Origin of the sequence: Bacillus sp. IT-79MI2, from assembly GCF_949768135.1 — a bacterium.
Lineage (GTDB): Bacteria > Bacillota > Bacilli > Bacillales > Bacillaceae_G > Bacillus_A > Bacillus_A pseudomycoides.
In genome coordinates this window covers 1-15,395 of sequence record NZ_CATKPV010000072.1, presented here as the reverse complement: position 1 = coordinate 15,395, position 15,395 = coordinate 1, and the positions used below count along the sequence as shown (strand labels likewise).

At 30.9% G+C, this 15,395-nt stretch carries 11 protein-coding genes and 4 pseudogenes; 10 read left to right on the top strand and 5 right to left on the bottom strand.

The annotated features are described in order from the left end of the window. Positions 1-14: 14 nt before the first annotated feature. Positions 15-569 (top strand): annotated as a pseudogene (locus ACM6HU_RS18310) (IS6 family transposase); the annotation flags it as partial. Positions 570-622: 53 nt separating this feature from the next. Beyond that, positions 623-919, top strand: a pseudogene (locus ACM6HU_RS18305) (DDE-type integrase/transposase/recombinase); the annotation flags it as partial. 219 nt (positions 920-1,138) lie between these two features. On the opposite strand, the gene ACM6HU_RS18300 reads toward ACM6HU_RS18305, so the two are convergent. Together ACM6HU_RS18300 and ACM6HU_RS18295 are read right to left on the bottom strand one after the other, a co-directional pair. Continuing rightward, positions 1,139-2,527 (bottom strand): S8 family peptidase, encoded by a 1,389-nt coding sequence (locus ACM6HU_RS18300; protein WP_016113473.1) that lies wholly within the window; start codon positions 2,525-2,527, stop codon positions 1,139-1,141. 374 nt (positions 2,528-2,901) lie between these two features. Then, on the bottom strand, positions 2,902-3,162 hold the full coding sequence (locus ACM6HU_RS18295; protein ID WP_414848385.1) for a hypothetical protein: 261 nt from the start codon (positions 3,160-3,162) through the stop codon (positions 2,902-2,904). A 95-nt stretch (positions 3,163-3,257) separates the two neighbouring features. Between ACM6HU_RS18295 and ACM6HU_RS18290 the strand changes: the two genes are divergently transcribed. The 5 genes and pseudogenes from ACM6HU_RS18290 to ACM6HU_RS18270 all read left to right on the top strand — a co-directional run. After that, a complete protein-coding gene (locus ACM6HU_RS18290; protein ID WP_016113474.1) occupies positions 3,258-3,440 on the top strand; it encodes an FDLD family class I lanthipeptide in 183 nt (60 codons plus the stop codon). 450 nt (positions 3,441-3,890) lie between these two features. Next, the gene (locus ACM6HU_RS18285) at positions 3,891-7,094 is read left to right on the top strand and encodes a lantibiotic dehydratase (RefSeq protein WP_016132873.1); all 3,204 of its coding nucleotides are present in this window, start codon (positions 3,891-3,893) and stop codon (positions 7,092-7,094) included. Next, the gene (locus tag ACM6HU_RS18280; RefSeq protein ID WP_414848384.1) at positions 7,091-8,917 is read left to right on the top strand and encodes an ABC transporter ATP-binding protein; all 1,827 of its coding nucleotides are present in this window, start codon (positions 7,091-7,093) and stop codon (positions 8,915-8,917) included. Before ACM6HU_RS18285 ends, ACM6HU_RS18280 begins: the two co-directional genes overlap by 4 nt. Before the next feature lie 62 nt (positions 8,918-8,979). Next, a complete protein-coding gene (locus tag ACM6HU_RS18275; protein WP_414848383.1) occupies positions 8,980-10,332 on the top strand; it encodes a lanthionine synthetase C family protein in 1,353 nt (450 codons plus the stop codon). Between the two features lie 112 nt (positions 10,333-10,444). After that, positions 10,445-11,109 (top strand): annotated as a pseudogene (locus tag ACM6HU_RS18270) (IS6 family transposase); the annotation flags it as partial. 86 nt (positions 11,110-11,195) lie between these two features. On the opposite strand, the pseudogene ACM6HU_RS18265 reads toward ACM6HU_RS18270, so the two are convergent. Further along, positions 11,196-11,261, bottom strand: a pseudogene (locus ACM6HU_RS18265) (IS6 family transposase); the annotation flags it as partial. Positions 11,262-11,439: 178 nt separating this feature from the next. On the opposite strand from ACM6HU_RS18265, the gene ACM6HU_RS18260 reads away from it, so the two are divergent. Together ACM6HU_RS18260 and ACM6HU_RS18255 are read left to right on the top strand one after the other, a co-directional pair. Continuing rightward, a complete protein-coding gene (locus tag ACM6HU_RS18260) occupies positions 11,440-11,850 on the top strand; it encodes a hypothetical protein (RefSeq protein ID WP_097833867.1) in 411 nt (136 codons plus the stop codon). A 264-nt stretch (positions 11,851-12,114) separates the two neighbouring features. Next, entirely contained in the window at positions 12,115-12,417 is a 303-nt protein-coding gene (locus ACM6HU_RS18255; protein ID WP_255255202.1) for a helix-turn-helix domain-containing protein, read from the top strand. Here ACM6HU_RS18255 and ACM6HU_RS18250 read toward each other — a convergent pair. Both ACM6HU_RS18250 and ACM6HU_RS18245 read right to left on the bottom strand, forming a co-directional pair. Beyond that, entirely contained in the window at positions 12,396-12,560 is a 165-nt protein-coding gene (locus tag ACM6HU_RS18250; RefSeq protein WP_414848392.1) for a hypothetical protein, read from the bottom strand. The two genes, ACM6HU_RS18255 and ACM6HU_RS18250, sit on opposite strands and share 22 nt — an antisense overlap. Before the next feature lie 32 nt (positions 12,561-12,592). Continuing rightward, a complete protein-coding gene (locus tag ACM6HU_RS18245) occupies positions 12,593-13,576 on the bottom strand; it encodes a DNA-binding protein (RefSeq protein WP_414848382.1) in 984 nt (327 codons plus the stop codon). Positions 13,577-13,930: 354 nt separating this feature from the next. Between ACM6HU_RS18245 and ACM6HU_RS18240 the strand changes: the two genes are divergently transcribed. Continuing rightward, on the top strand, positions 13,931-15,091 hold the full coding sequence (locus ACM6HU_RS18240; protein WP_414848391.1) for a tyrosine-type recombinase/integrase: 1,161 nt from the start codon (positions 13,931-13,933) through the stop codon (positions 15,089-15,091). Positions 15,092-15,395: the final 304 nt, after the last annotated feature.

Below are 15,395 nucleotides of genomic sequence, written 5' to 3'. Positions count from 1 at the left end.
GGGGATGGGCAAAAACACCCATCATGCGATGGGTTCATGAATATGGCAATCTCATCTATCAAATTTGGACAGTGAAAAATAAATCTGCACGATTATCTTGGCATTTGGATGAGACTTATATCAAAGTTAAGGGAGACTGGCGTTATCTCTATCGTGCAATTGATAAAGATGGACACACATTGGATATTCAACTTCGTAAAAAACGGGATCATCAGGCTGCCTATGCCTTCATGAAAAGATTAGTAAAATATTTTGGAGAACCAACAGTTCTCACTACAGACAAAGCGCCGGCATTACTTTGTGCATTTAACAAATTAAGAAAACAAGGATTTTATCAAACTACAATCCATTGTACAATCAAACATTTAAACAATCTTATTGAACAGGATCATAGGCATGTAAAGAGACGTTTTGCCAAATCCGCAGGATTTCAAAATCTTCGTCATGCTTCACGTACGATAAAAGGTATCGAGACCATTCATGCCCTATATAAACAAAGGCGAAGTCTTCAAAGAGACTCCGCCTTTTCAACGTACAATGAACTTCAACAATTACTAGCTACTTCCTAAACATTGTTCCTCATTTACCAACCTGTTTATGCTTTTTTCAAACTTTGCAAGAGAACCAGAATTCAGCTTATCCTATAGCAGTTGAAGAATTGAGAAAAGAAAAAAAGATGCCATTAGGCATCCAACTAAGGCAAGTGAAATATCTCAATAACATAGTGGAACAAGATCATCGGTTTATTAAAAAGCGAGTTTGTTCGATGTTAGGATTGAAATCCTTTCGCACAGCTACATCCATTATTTCTGGAATAGAAGCTATGCATATGGTAAAAAAAGGGCAACTTGTTTTACTGGACAAGTCTGTCCAAAATCAAGTGAAGTTCATCCATCAACTATTTGGAATTGTTGCTTAAGACTAGATTCCACTAGGAAATTTTTCGCCTCTTTATATCTTTCCTAAGTATTTGCACCAGAACCATTTAAAGTCTATAGTGTTACGCAGAAATATATCTAAATTTACATAGCACTATAGACTCATGTCAATGAGATTTTAATAATTTCTAGGCTGAAAAGGGAAAGTATCCAATTGTGTATTTTTTATACTAAATAAACTTTTTTTGAGTGGAATTCAATTATCCACGAGTAAATAAAGCTTTATATATATCCAAGTTCTTTTGTCTAGGTGTTAACGGACTATTAACGGTGCTATATTTATATAAATGATTTATTACTCTATGAGGTTGATCTTTCCATTTATTTTTTTCAGCAATTAAAGCTAATGCTCCTGACACTTTGGCTGCTGCGAGTGATGTTCCAGAATCATAATAATATCCCCCATCAACATTGGTTGTTAGTATTTGTTCTTTTTCTATTAAATAATCTTTTATCCACTTATCTTCACCATATTGTTCTAATAATCTAAAGTCTCCGCCTGGAGATATGATATCAATAAAATTTTTACCGTAATTTGAAAATAAGGATAATTCTCCTGTAGGTCCAATAGAGCCAACTGTAACTACGTTTGTTAAAGCACCCGGCATATCTAAGATTATTCCAGATACAGTTGTATTGGAGTGTTTTAAGTTAGCATTAACTACGTCATGAAGTTTAGTTTGATTATTTACATCTATTCCATCATTCCCAGCAGCCGCGACTACGATACTACCTTTTTTATACGCGTAATTAATTGCTTGTTTATATGCTTCAATTTCTACTGAATCATTTTTCCCAGTGTGACTATAAGAACCACTTTTTAGAAGATAATCCCCAAGGCTTAAATTAATAACATCAATATCATCGTTGGCAGCCTCTATAATGGCTTTAATAACCCAGATTGTTTCTGCAGATTTACTTCCAAAAACCCTATAAGCTTTTATCCCAACACCAGGCGCAGCACCTTTCATTAAGCCATTTGCGGTAATTTGTCCAGCTACACTTGTACCGTGTCCTAATATGTCATCAATTTGATTGATGTCTCCGGTCTCACTTGATTCTGTCCCATTTAACCCACCTTTTGGTACTAAGTTCTTAGAACCTGGAAGTAAGCTATTTTTTAAATCAGGATGGTCTGAAAAAATACCAGAATCTATGATTCCAACGGTTACATTAGTGGATCCCTGAAAAACGTTATAACTTGCTCCATTGTTTGTTATAGCTTGCATATCCCATTGGTATTCCCATAATTCTGTGGGAATTTCATTTTGTTTAGAAAAAGAGGCTGTAACATTTAGACTTTTTGGGTTGCTAGTGTTCACTGATTCATTGTAATTAACTATTCCCTTTATGAGGTTGAGATTTTTACTTTCCGAATCTGTTCCTTTCACCTGTATGAGCTTAATTTCAGGGATTTCATATGTAATTTCAAAACCTCTCTGTTTTAACTCATTCTTAATATTGTTAAAATCAGTGCTTTCTTTTAATAATATGGAGTAATTATGTTCTTCTTCAGCTGAGGCAAAGGTTGGAATAAATAAAAAATAGGATGTTAAAATAAAAAATAAAAAATAAAGCTTACCTTTCATTGTGTAACCTCCATCATTTTGATTAATAATTTATAACGGTATTCAACTAATGCCGAGCTCTATACATACAAAATAAGTATTCTCGTAACTGTAAAGTCCCCAGATTAAATACTAGATTTTATTGTCTGTCTATTCCAAGATTGCATTGAAATAGATGTAAAAATCCCCATAAAATAACCTTTTTTTTGGGGATAAGTGTCCTTTTTCTTCTTGTTGCAATTAAATGTGGATAAAAATGTAATTATGTTGAAATAGAAAATTGGTATTAAATGTTACCCTTTTTGTAATCGGAATGATAATGAAGTTTCTTGACAAAATAAAAACAAAACTGTGATGAAGTAAGAGCATAGTTTGAAATATTAGGTCCCTAACAGTCACCATACAATTAAGTAAATTATCCCTGAGATAAAAATTAATGGAAGGATTACTGCTAATTTCGTTTTGATAGGTACACTTTTATCTGGTACTCCTGGATGAACAGTAATAATGAGCAAAAGAATGGCACCAATAATAGCTAAAAATATTTTAATGATAATTCTCCTCCTATCATCTATTTCTGATAAGATTGTATCATAATTATTTCCATTTTGGTTAAAAAAATGGGATATAAGATGAAATATTACAAAATCAAACATTTTTCTAAATTTTAGGAAAAAATGTTTTATTTTGTATTTTCGTGTGTTATTATCTAATTGTTCACGTGAATATCAAATATTTTAGGAGGCTTATTATGCGTAGAGATGATTTTGATTTAGACTTAAAAATTCAATCTTCTAATAAAGAAGGTGGACCATCACCACGAACAACTCAATGGACAATTGCAAGAACAATAGGGTATATGACTAGTCGTGGGGTTTGTGGGCAAAATACAACTGCAGTTACAAAGCCCAATACAGTTGGTTGTAGAGCTTAACTTAAAAAAATAAGCATTGTATAGAAGGAGCATTTTTTTTGAATACTCCTTCTATAAATAAAAATAATAGGTTATTGCATTATTAATAAATCATATTAGTGATAAATTAGAATTAACATATTGAATGTAATCCGATTAAAACTAACTACTTATAAAGAGTTAGTTTTGATGGAGCATACTGAACGCTTGATGATTGCATGAAACACCTAAAAGAAAATAATTTAACGTTTTTATAGTGTTAATAGTTATTAGATTTTTAGTTACTATACATACTTTTCCTCTTAGATCTTATTATCTCCTAGTAAAAACTATTCAATTAATATCCAACCTAAAAAATCTATGATTTATGAGTGTAGTTAAGGAACTATTCTATTTTTAACAATCCGTACTGTAATAAAGTAATCTATTTTCCAATAGTCTGGTAATTAATATAGAAAGGTACGATTTTAAATGAAAAAAGAAAAGAAGAAGTCCGTAATTAAAAGTAAAAATTTGTTTGAGCCATTAAAATTTTTCATGGTTCGTTCACCTATATTACCTTTGAATTTCTATAAAACGCTATTCGAATGTAAAAAGAGTGAGAATGTTGAATTGGAACAAATGATGGGGAAGTTAGAAAGTGCAATTTCAGATCCTTTTATTCAAGAGGCAATTTTTGTTTCTAGTAGTTCACTATATAATTCAATTATTGACCTAAAGAACATTAGTAATGAAAAAAGAAGGGAACAAATTATCCACGCAGTAAATAAGTATTTAATTCGAATGTCTACAAGGCCCACACCATTTGGATTATTCGCCGGTATTACATATGGTACTTTTCATTCTTCCACCTCTTTTGCCATAGAGAAACCTTTTTCACACAAAAAACAAACACGTCCTGATATGTCTTGGCTTTTAGCTTTAATACATAAACTTGAAAGTGATATTTTTGTATTGAAGCAACTTAAAGTGCAGGCAAATTCAATTATTTTAGCAAAGGGCGATAGAATAAATATACCTTATAGTTCAAGAACTGAAGTGTTAGATGAGAATCTGTTTAATTTTGAATCATCATCTATTCGGATAACTCCTGTAGTTAAACTTATTTTAGAGTTGGCTAAAGAACCTATTAAACTAAATGAAATTATTTTTGCTTTAAAACAAAAATATCCTAATGTTTTAGAAGAAAAGATTCATGCGGTATTATTGCAATTGATAGAACGGGAGTATTTAGTTACGGAGTTAAGGCCATCTCTAATGATACAATCACCTTTTGAATTTCTATTAGAGAAGTTAGGTCATGTTCAAGGAATAGAGGAATTAAAAAACGATTTAAATCAATTAAATCAATTGATAACATGTTACAATCAAAAAAATATAGGTGAAGGTCTAAATGTTATTAAGAAAATAAATCAGAAAATGAAAAAGATAATTACAGTTAAAGATAACCTACAGATAGATGTAAGATTAGAGGATAAAGATATCTTTTTGAGTAAATCAGTTGGTGAAGAAGTAGCAAATGTTGCATCTGTATTATGGAAATTTGCTTACCAATATCCTCAAAAGAAACATTTGAATACATACAGAAATGAATTTTTAGAAAAATACGGAACATATCGTGAAGTTCCATTATTAGAGCTCTTAGATGAAGAAATGGGAATCGGTTCACCAGCTACATATACATTCCCACCAAGTAATAGATCATTAATACAGGATGAAAACGGAAAAATAACGGAATACTCAGAGAAATTACTATCTGCATTATTAAAAGCTATAAAATTCAACAAAATGGAAATTGATTTAAAACAAGAAGGATTAGTTAATGAGATATTAGAAGAAGAGGCTTTAAATAAAATACCTGATTCCATTGAAATATATGGAAGTGTTGTTGCTGAAAGTGCAAGTGAGATAGATAGAGGGAATTTTAAATTTGTAACAGGATTAAGTGCTATATCAGATGGCGCAGGAAAAACTTTTGGAAGGTTTTTAAATATATTAGAAGAAGAGAATTTTATTAGAAATTATAAAACAATTTATGATATAGAAAAAAATGATTCTGAATTTCTTTATGCAGAGATTGTTTTTTTACCGTCTGCAGGAAAATTAGCAAATGTATCTATGTCAAGGAATTTTCGGGAGTATGAAATTGTGATAGGAACGCAATCTTCTAAAAATGAAAAATACACAATTCCTTTGTCGGATATAGTAGTTGGTTCTACAAATAATAATTTCTATTTAAAATCTAAATCTATAGGTAAGAAACTTAAAATAAAAACAAACCATATGTTAAATATCTCATTAGCACCCAATATATATCGTTTTTTGGTTGAAATATCTAGTTATGGCACTTCTGATTGTATGCCGTTCCTTTGGGATTCGTTAAATTCATCTCCTTTCTTACCACGTATAACAGTAGGGAAGTCTGTACTATCATTAGCAAGGTGGAATGTAAATAATGAAGTGCTCAAGTTACCAAAGGAGGCTTCTTTTGAGAAATGGAAAACAACATTTTATGCTTGGGCAGCAGAATGGAAGATGCCAAGATGGGTATATCAAGCTGTTTCCGATAACCGAATTTTGCTTGATATTTACAATCCAATCCATATAAAAGAGCTATATATTCAGTCGAGAACTTTACAAGAAAATGAAAGAATTACCTTAATAGAACAAGAATCAAACACATTAAAACGGTGGGAGGAAGATGTTGAAGGTTCCTCTTATAATATAGAATATGTTTTCCCATTAGTTAAAAACAAAAAAATAAATAGTTTGTATTCAACTTTATCGATTGGGAAGTTGCCACCAATTAGTACTAATAGCGAATGTATCAAAAAATTTCCTGGTAGCGACTGGTTATTCATTAAATTATACAATGATTCAACGAGAGATGAAGAGTTAATTTATAATCATATTCATCAATTTTGTACAAATTTAGTGGGAAATGGTGATATAGATAACTACTTTTTTATGCGCTATGCAGATCCAAAAAAACATATTCGATTACGTTTATCTGGTGATTTTAGTAAAGGAAATATGCTTTATACCTTAAATCAATGGTTTCTGTCCTTAAATAAAATTGGTTTATTGTTGATAGCTGAAATATCTACATATGAACGAGAAGTGGAGAGGTATGGAGGACCGAAACTCATAGGTTTAGCAGAATCACTCTTTTATTACGATAGCCTTTGTGTAGAGGATATTTTACGACTTATCAATAATGATGAAACTTCTTTATCACTTGAGGAAATTTCAATAATAAGTGTAATTCATTATCTTGAGTGTTTTAATATCCATTTTGAAAAGCAGTTAGAATTAATTAATAATGTTACTTCTTATAAAAATTATACAAAAGAATTTAGAGAAAAACGAGACAAGTATCTCCAAATAGGAAATTCTTTTGATAATTGGAAGGGATTAAGGGATATTAAAAATGAATCTCAAATTCTCACTATTTTACAAATGCGAAAAGAAGCTATCCAAACTTTCAACAACCGTATGATGGAAGTGGAAAAACAGGGAGAGTTATATAATACAAGAGAAGATATACTACTAAGTATAATTCATCTTCACCTTAATCGTTTATTAGGAATTGATAGGGAACTAGAAACTAAGGTAATGACATTGGTTAGACATGTGCTTCATAATCTCAGGTACGCAAGGGAGAGATTGAAGTGAATTGGAATACCAATCTAAGTTTAAAAGAAATATTAGGTTCTTTTAAATATTGGCCAAAAATTTTCAAGTTATTATGGAAGGTTGATAAAAAATTAATTATTTTTATCATGCTTTTAAATATAATGGCAGGTACTTTTCCTGCTTTGCTTTTATTAGGAAATCAGTTCTTAATAAACAGTATTGCAATTGGTTGGGAACAAGGATTAAATATTGTTCTAATTTCTTTAGTTGTTTTAATTAGTATATATTTATTTCAACTATTAATAGAACAATTTTTAAATTATTATGAAGCAATATATAAAGTGAAATTATCCTATTCAGTTAACGTACTGTTAATGGAAAAATCTTCAACGTTAACATTGGCGGATTTCGAAAATGATGTTATTTATGACCAGCTACAGAGAGCGCAAAGAGAAGTAGATTATAGGCCATACCAAATTTTCAATCAAATTTTATCAATCATCAACAGTTTTGTTACTTTAGTTTCCACAGCTACTATATTAATTGTCTGGAAGTGGTGGGTGGTAATAGTCCTACTTATTGTTCCCATTTTTTCATCGATATCATTTTTGAAATTGGGAAGAAAGGAATTTGATATTGAATGGGAAAGGGCACCTCTAAATAGGAAATTATGGTATTTGAGTTATTTGCTAACGAAAGATGTTACTTTTAAAGAAATCAAATTGAATAATTTAGGTGCTCATATCATCAAAGAGTATTCTGGAATTTATAAAGGTTTCTTTCAAATTGATAAATCAATAGAAAAAAGACGACTAAAAATAACATTTATTTTTGACTTTATCAATTTGATTGTAGTAGGAATCTTAATATTTATCATTTTATTATCTACTTTTATAAAAGAGATTATGATAGGAACAATGGTTAGTTACATACAAGCTTTATTTGCTACCCAAAAGGCATCTCAATCACTACTACATCAAATATTTTCATTGTATGAGAGCAATTTATACATTGAACAGTTATTTTCCTATTTGGAGGTTAAAGAAAATGAAGATTCTAAAAATCCTGTCAATAAACTACGAGATATAGAATCTATAGAATTTAAAAATGTATCCTTTAGATATCCTAATAGTGAAACATATGTTTTGAAAAATATTTCTTTAACTTTTAAAAAAGGAGATGTCGTAGCGATTATTGGTAAAAATGGATCTGGAAAATCCACTTTAGTTAAAGTTTTAACTCGTCTATACCATGATTATGAAGGAGAAATCCTTATTAATTCTCAACCTATGGACTCTTATTCTATAGAGAGCGTAAGAGAACAAATTGGAGTTGTATTTCAAGATTTCGTGAAATACGAATTGCCTGTAAGAGATAATATTTCTTATGGGAAGATAGGCTATATTAAAGATGATGAGAAAATTAATAATGCTGCTATGCAATCTGGCATACATGAAGTTATAGAATCTCTTCCTAATAAATTAGATACTCAATTGGGAAAATGGTTTTCAGAAGGGCATCAATTATCTGGAGGCCAGTGGCAAAAAATAGCTATTTCAAGAGCCATCATTAAAAATGCTAGTATGTATATTTTAGATGAACCTAGCTCAGCTTTAGATCCTGAGGCTGAAAAAGACGTATTCAATCGTTTTAAAGAACTTGTTCGAAACCGAATTGGAATATTTATTTCACATAGAAATTCTTCTGTACAATTTGCAGATAAAATTATTGTGATGGAAAACGGTGAAATTAAAGAGTTTGGAAATCACGAAATGTTAATAGAACAAAATGGTATTTACGCTAAATTATATTACATGCAAGCAGAAGTATATTCTGAAGGTTCGAAAATGCTAGTTCATTAATTTATTTTTATAAAAATGTATTATTTATTACGTCTTATAAAATAATTATCTAGAGGTGAAAGATGATTCAAGTTCCAGAATCTTTTTTGATCCAAAATCAAGAATTAAAAGAAAAAGTATGGGATGTTATTTTTTCAACTGTTGAAATTTTCAAGGATATACCTAAAGTAGATAGTATTATTATGGCCGATGTAGATAGAGAACTAAGAGAATTAAAAAGTAATTCTCTTAGTTCTGGGTATCCAGGAGTATGTTTGTTACTTGGAGCATTAGATAATATGGATCCTGATGGAGAGTGGGATATAGTTGCATTTGAATATTTAAAACGTGTTCAAGCTCACTTGCAGACTGGTTCTTTCCATTCTTTATCTTTGTTCCATGGTTTGGCTGGTATTATGATGGGTGTAGAGGCATGTTCAAGAAATAATAGTAGATATCAAGTTTTTTTAAAACAATTAAGCAAAATTTTTTTAGAGCATTATCCAGCAGTCTTACAAGATTCATTCAAAAGAATACAAAGTGGTGTAAAAATAGATGATTATGACATTATAAGTGGATGGGCCGGGATTGGAAGATGTTTACTTGTCTTTTCGGAACAACCTCAATTGTATCGTTGTGTAAAAGACATCATTAATTATATGGTTCAATTTGTAAATTACAAACAACTGAGTAATCCCTCATCTCAACCATGGCATATTTCTAGAGAAAATTTATTTTTAGAGGACGAGAAAAAAATATACCCAAGTGGAAATTTTAATTGTGGGTTATCACATGGTATTGCTGGAGTTTTAGCTTTTTTATCTATAGCTGCACAACATGGTTTAGTAGTATCTGGTCAATATAAAGCAATAGAGAAAATTGCAACATGGTTAATAAATTGGATTCAAGAAGATGAAGGAATAAAGTTTATTCCTAATGTAATTAAATTTGAAGATCATATAATAGATACTTATACCGATGGATTTAATCATAGGGATGCTTGGTGTTATGGATCGCCGGGAGTTGCACGAACATTGTGGATATCTGGGAACATATGTAAAAGAGAAGACTGGAAATCAGAAGCTTTAATCTTATGTAAATCTACTTTTCAACGTTCTCAAGATAAATGGAAAGTAGTTTCACCAACATTTTGTCATGGATATGCAGGATTATTGTCTTTAACACAAGAAATGTGGAAAGCATCAAATGATAATAGTTTAGAATTATACAGGGATCAATTGGTTTTAGAAATTTTAAAGTATTATGATGTAAATGCTCCACTACATTTTTATGATTTCGAATATTTCTTAATTAAAGGCGAATTGAAACCTAATACAAAAATAGGCTTAATTGATGGGACGATTGGTATAATATTACCGCTTCTTTCTACTGTATATTCAAATTGCACGTGGCAAAGAGCTTTTTTGATTCATTAATTTTGAGTGGAAACCAATCTAAAGCGTGAATAAATCATCATGAAGTACGTACGTTGGGTTCTGTTGCAAAGTTTTCGAAACTCAAGTACACTTTGGAAAAAGATGAACGGGAGCGAGATATTTTAAAGGAAAACAATTCAAACAAGCTACTATTGTCGTTTTTCTTTAAGCTATCGCGATGTAACTGAAATACTGAAGGAACGTGGGGTGTCTGTTCACCCAACAACCATCATGCGCTGGGTTCATGAATATGGTAACTTGATCTATCAAATATGGAAGAAGAAAAAGAAGAACGTACACTTATCTTGGAAACTGGATGAAACCTATATAAAAGTCAAAGGAAAATGGTGTTATTTATATCGTGTGATTGATAAAGAAGGCCATACGCTTGATATTCAACTTCGTAAAAAGCGAGATAATCAGGCGGCATATGCCTTTATGAAAAGATTGGTTAAAACTTTTGGGGAACCAACAGTTCTGACAACGGATAAGGTGCCAGCGTACTTTGTGCATTTAAAAAGTTAAAGGAGAAAGGATTTTACAAAAGCACCGTTCATTGTACCGTTAAACATATGAATAATCGTATAGAACAAGACCACCGACATGTGAAACGTCGTTTTGCTAGGTCATCATGATTTCAAACTCTCCGGCATGCTTCTCGTACAATAAAAGGTATTGAAACCATTCATGCCCTATACAAACAAAGGCGAAGTCTTCAAATAGGCTCCGCCTTTTCGGTGTAGTAACGAATTACAGGAATTATTAATGGTTGTATAACCATTTAACGATGCAACCCTAGATTCTCTATGTTTTGGGTAACTTTGCAACAGAACCCGAAAGCTCAAGTTGTACCATAGGTACTATCTTACTGTTTGCAAAATAATATCATGATGATAATGCTTCCACTTGAATAAATTTCGCTTTTCCATATTAACCACGCACCTTTTTTAGAGTAATAGTATCAGTATGTCCAAGTTTTATAGATTTTTTGCACTAGAACCGCTCATAATGTAAATGGGGTTGAAATTCATTATGTTAAGAATATAAAGACTGGTGAATTTGATGATTTTAAATTTAAAGATTAATAAAGAGTAGGAGAGATTTTTGATGAAAATAGTATGTATAAGTAATACGGGAGAACACCTTTCAGATAAATTAATTGAGATTGGTTATACGAAAGATATGAAATTTAATTTGGATTTGAATTGTGAATATATGGTATATGGTATTAGCTTATTAGAAAACGAGGAAATACAGTATTTGATTTTAGGTAAGAATCAAGATAAACCATCATGGTATACAGCAGAATTATTTAAAATATCTGATCCTTTACTTCCTTTAGAATTTTATTTTGGTGATCATAGTCACATTAAAACTACAACAACAAGGTTTATCTGGGGCTATAAAGAGTTAGTTTTAGAGGCTAATCATGATATAGATTTAATTAATAGAGAACCAGGAGCACTAAAAATATTTTTAAAGAGAAAAGCGGAAATTCATGAATTTATGGATTTTTGATTAAAAATAGTTAATTTTTAATCGAATGGCAGTTATCTAGAAAAGTGAGAAGCGAAATTATTTGCGACTAATTGTATAGAGATTTGTACAAATTTCTATACAATTTATCATACCACTGACTAGCAATTATTGGTTTTCAATAAAGTTTGATAAAAAACATCTTATAAACACGTATTTTACAGGCAACTAAAAGAATCCATTTTGAAGAAAGTTGATATGCTCCCCATTAGGTAGACAGATAAAAAATAAAAATCTGTTTATCTAATGGGAGTATTTTTTACGGCTCGAATGAAATATTTTAAAGCTGAAAAATTAGCTATTTTAGCTCTTTATAAAGATGGTCATCATTCAATAACTGACATTACTGCTAAATTTTTTGTTGATCCTGGGACGATTAGAGATTGGAAGAGAAGGTATGAAGTGAATGGTGAGGACGGCCTAGAAGAAGCGTTTTTTCGAAAACGTTTACTTCTTAAATTGATGAGCATGTGTTGTGCCAGAACCAACTGGAAATGGCAAGCGGGTACATTCCGCTTGCCGATTTTTCATAGCTTCGTACGTATTTGAATTCCTTTCGCTTTCACTTCTTCACCCTTCACGCGTACAATTAAATCATATGATCCGGATTTTAGCGCTTCAAAAGAAAGCAAACCTTCTTTTTGAGAAGTGACTTCTTCTTCATATATTTGCACCAGAACCGTGATCAGCATAGCAAAGGAAAATTTGTTCAAATGGAACCTTTTTATTTTTGATTAAGTAAGTGTTGATTAATTTTATCTCGAATTGCATCTTTAATAAATTCTTCGATGGAACTGTTTGTTTCTTCTACAATTTTTATTATAGATTTATACTCGTTACGTGTGAGAGTTACCGGCTTTGTTACGGTATTACTATCTAAATACACACTATTATTAACACGTTGTATCATTTTTCCCTCTATTATATAGAGTGCTAAACTATCCATCCATTCGGTCTGCATTCCAGATGGTAATGATACTAGAGATTGACGAATATCAAAATACCAAAATTCATCTTCTACTGATATTTTTAAGTTTCTCGGAGACACATACTGTAATATGAGATCAATAAATCGAAAAATATCACTTCGTAATTGGTCAGATTTAGGGAAACGGAATTTCACAAATCTTTGATGGTGACTTCGCGGTTGATCAGATAAAACATAGGTAGGCTCATATCCTACTTTTATTGCATCCCCTAATGTCATGTCATTCCCAAATTCATCACGAAGTATGATATCTCCACGTTTTGGAATCGAGATAATACGTGCTAACGTATTCCCTTTCATAAACCTTTGTAATAATACTACATTATGCTTTTGTGAGTATGTATAGATCGTATTTTTCCGCTCTATTTGTTGTACTAATTCACGGATGTCATCTTCATTTACAAATTTTGTTTTACGATTACGATGCTCCTGTATAGTACAAGCTAACTCTCCCGCTTCTATCCATTTTTCGAGTTGATACATACTGATATAATACGCTTTGCTTGCTTGATATAGAGTAATTCCTTCTATCTCAAGTTCTTCTTTTAATTTCTCTACCTCTTCTCTTTTAAATAAAAAACTTCCATCTAAACGCCATGTATCCTTATTAATTGGATTTAGTTGTCCCTGTTTCATCAAATTATTAAATGTGAAGTGACTAATATCTAAGTACTCTTTTACTTCATTCGTGGTCATATTTATTTCATATGTACTAAGCATTTATGTTCCCCCTAAGATTCCATTTATATATAAAAGAAATAATAATATTATGTGAATTATAATTTATAAAATAGATAATTTAAATTTATTATAACATAAATAAAAAGAAAACTATTTAAATTGATATCTAATAACGGGATATAATTTATAATTAAATTCATTTTTACTATAGTATAAAACGAATAAACAAGAATGAAAAAAAGTAAACTTATAATACCCATAGAAAATGTGCGTTTTTCTATGGGTATTATAAGTTTACTAATAATTAAAGTTTAATTTCTTTATACAACTAGTTTTGCATGTATTTAGGTTATAATAGTAATAGATTGTAATTCCGTTAGGAGTTGATATATGATGAAATTTGAAATAAATACACTACATAAGGATAGTTCTTTAGAAATTATTGAAAAACAAAAACAAGAATTTGCAAATATAATTGCAATTTGGAACGAAGATATTCTAAAACAAGCGGAACAAAGAAAAGAAAATAATGAGCGAGAAGATAGACAAACGTATGATGGTTTTTCTGATGAAGAGATACTATACTACTATTTAAACCGACAAACTCATTTTGATAAGAAAAAACGGATAAAGGAAAATTCACGTGTTTTATACGCACGTGATCTAAGTCAATTCTATTTCTTTATTAAAAAAAGCACAGAGTTTCTGCAACAAGATGTAAAAGACTATGAAGATGGTCGTGTATGGAGGAATCTACGAAAGCGTCATGTTCGTAACTATCAGAGGTGGTTGTCGGAGGAGGCTATTTCCTATCAATCCAAGGAGAAATACAAACCATCAACTATAAGTAGAAAATTAGGTGTAATTCGATCCTATTTAAAATGGCTATATGAAATCGGATATATTCAAGAGCCAATTCATGTAGAAGTATTGAGCACCACAGTGGGCAAGCACCATAAACCAAAGAGAGATTTATCTTATGAAGAAGTAAAGCAGTTACTTCGCTATTACCAGGATAACGAGATTAATTATGCTTTATTATCTATTCTTGCGACAACGGGGTTACGTGTTGCAGAAGTTGCTCATGCGAAGTGGGAAGATCTTGAATTTGATTCAATACGTGACCGGTATTACTTGACCGTAGATACAAAGGGGGATAGTGAAAGAATTGTTTCTATTAATAAGGAGATTTTTCATCGTATTGTTGCCTTTCGTGTACGTCGACGACTTCCTATTAATATAGGTAATAAGAATGGTGGTACCATCTTTCAAACCAAAAATCATACAGCATATCGAGAAAATTATTTATCTCAGTACATTACAAAGATTATTAAGGATACGGAGCTACCGTTTACGAAAGATATTAGAATAACGCCTCACTTCTTTAGACACTTTTATGTACAGTACTTGTACGATTACAAAGAGTTACCACCGCATCTTATCGCAGCCGCAGTAGGTCATAAAGATGATAGAACGACAAAAGAAAATTATTTAAAGCAACGTTTAATCAAGGATAAGGATGCGGGGAATTTAATTGGTGAAGATGAATTTTAATATGTAATTAATATATAATAAATCAAAAGAAAAAGGGATGAAATTGATATTGTTCCATCCCTTTCCTTTTAATTATTTTTAAGTATCTATACCGTATAGACTTCAATTTTTGTAGGGTTAGAAAAACGGCGTGCTAATTCTTTTTTGATTTTTTCAATAGCAAAGAACTCAGAGGATGCATATACAGTGATTACTTTTTTTATAAAAGTATTACCCGTTATTAAAATATATCTTACTGAATATGATGAAATCACACTCTCACCCTTTCACATATCTATTGTGTTTAAGATATATGCCGATATGT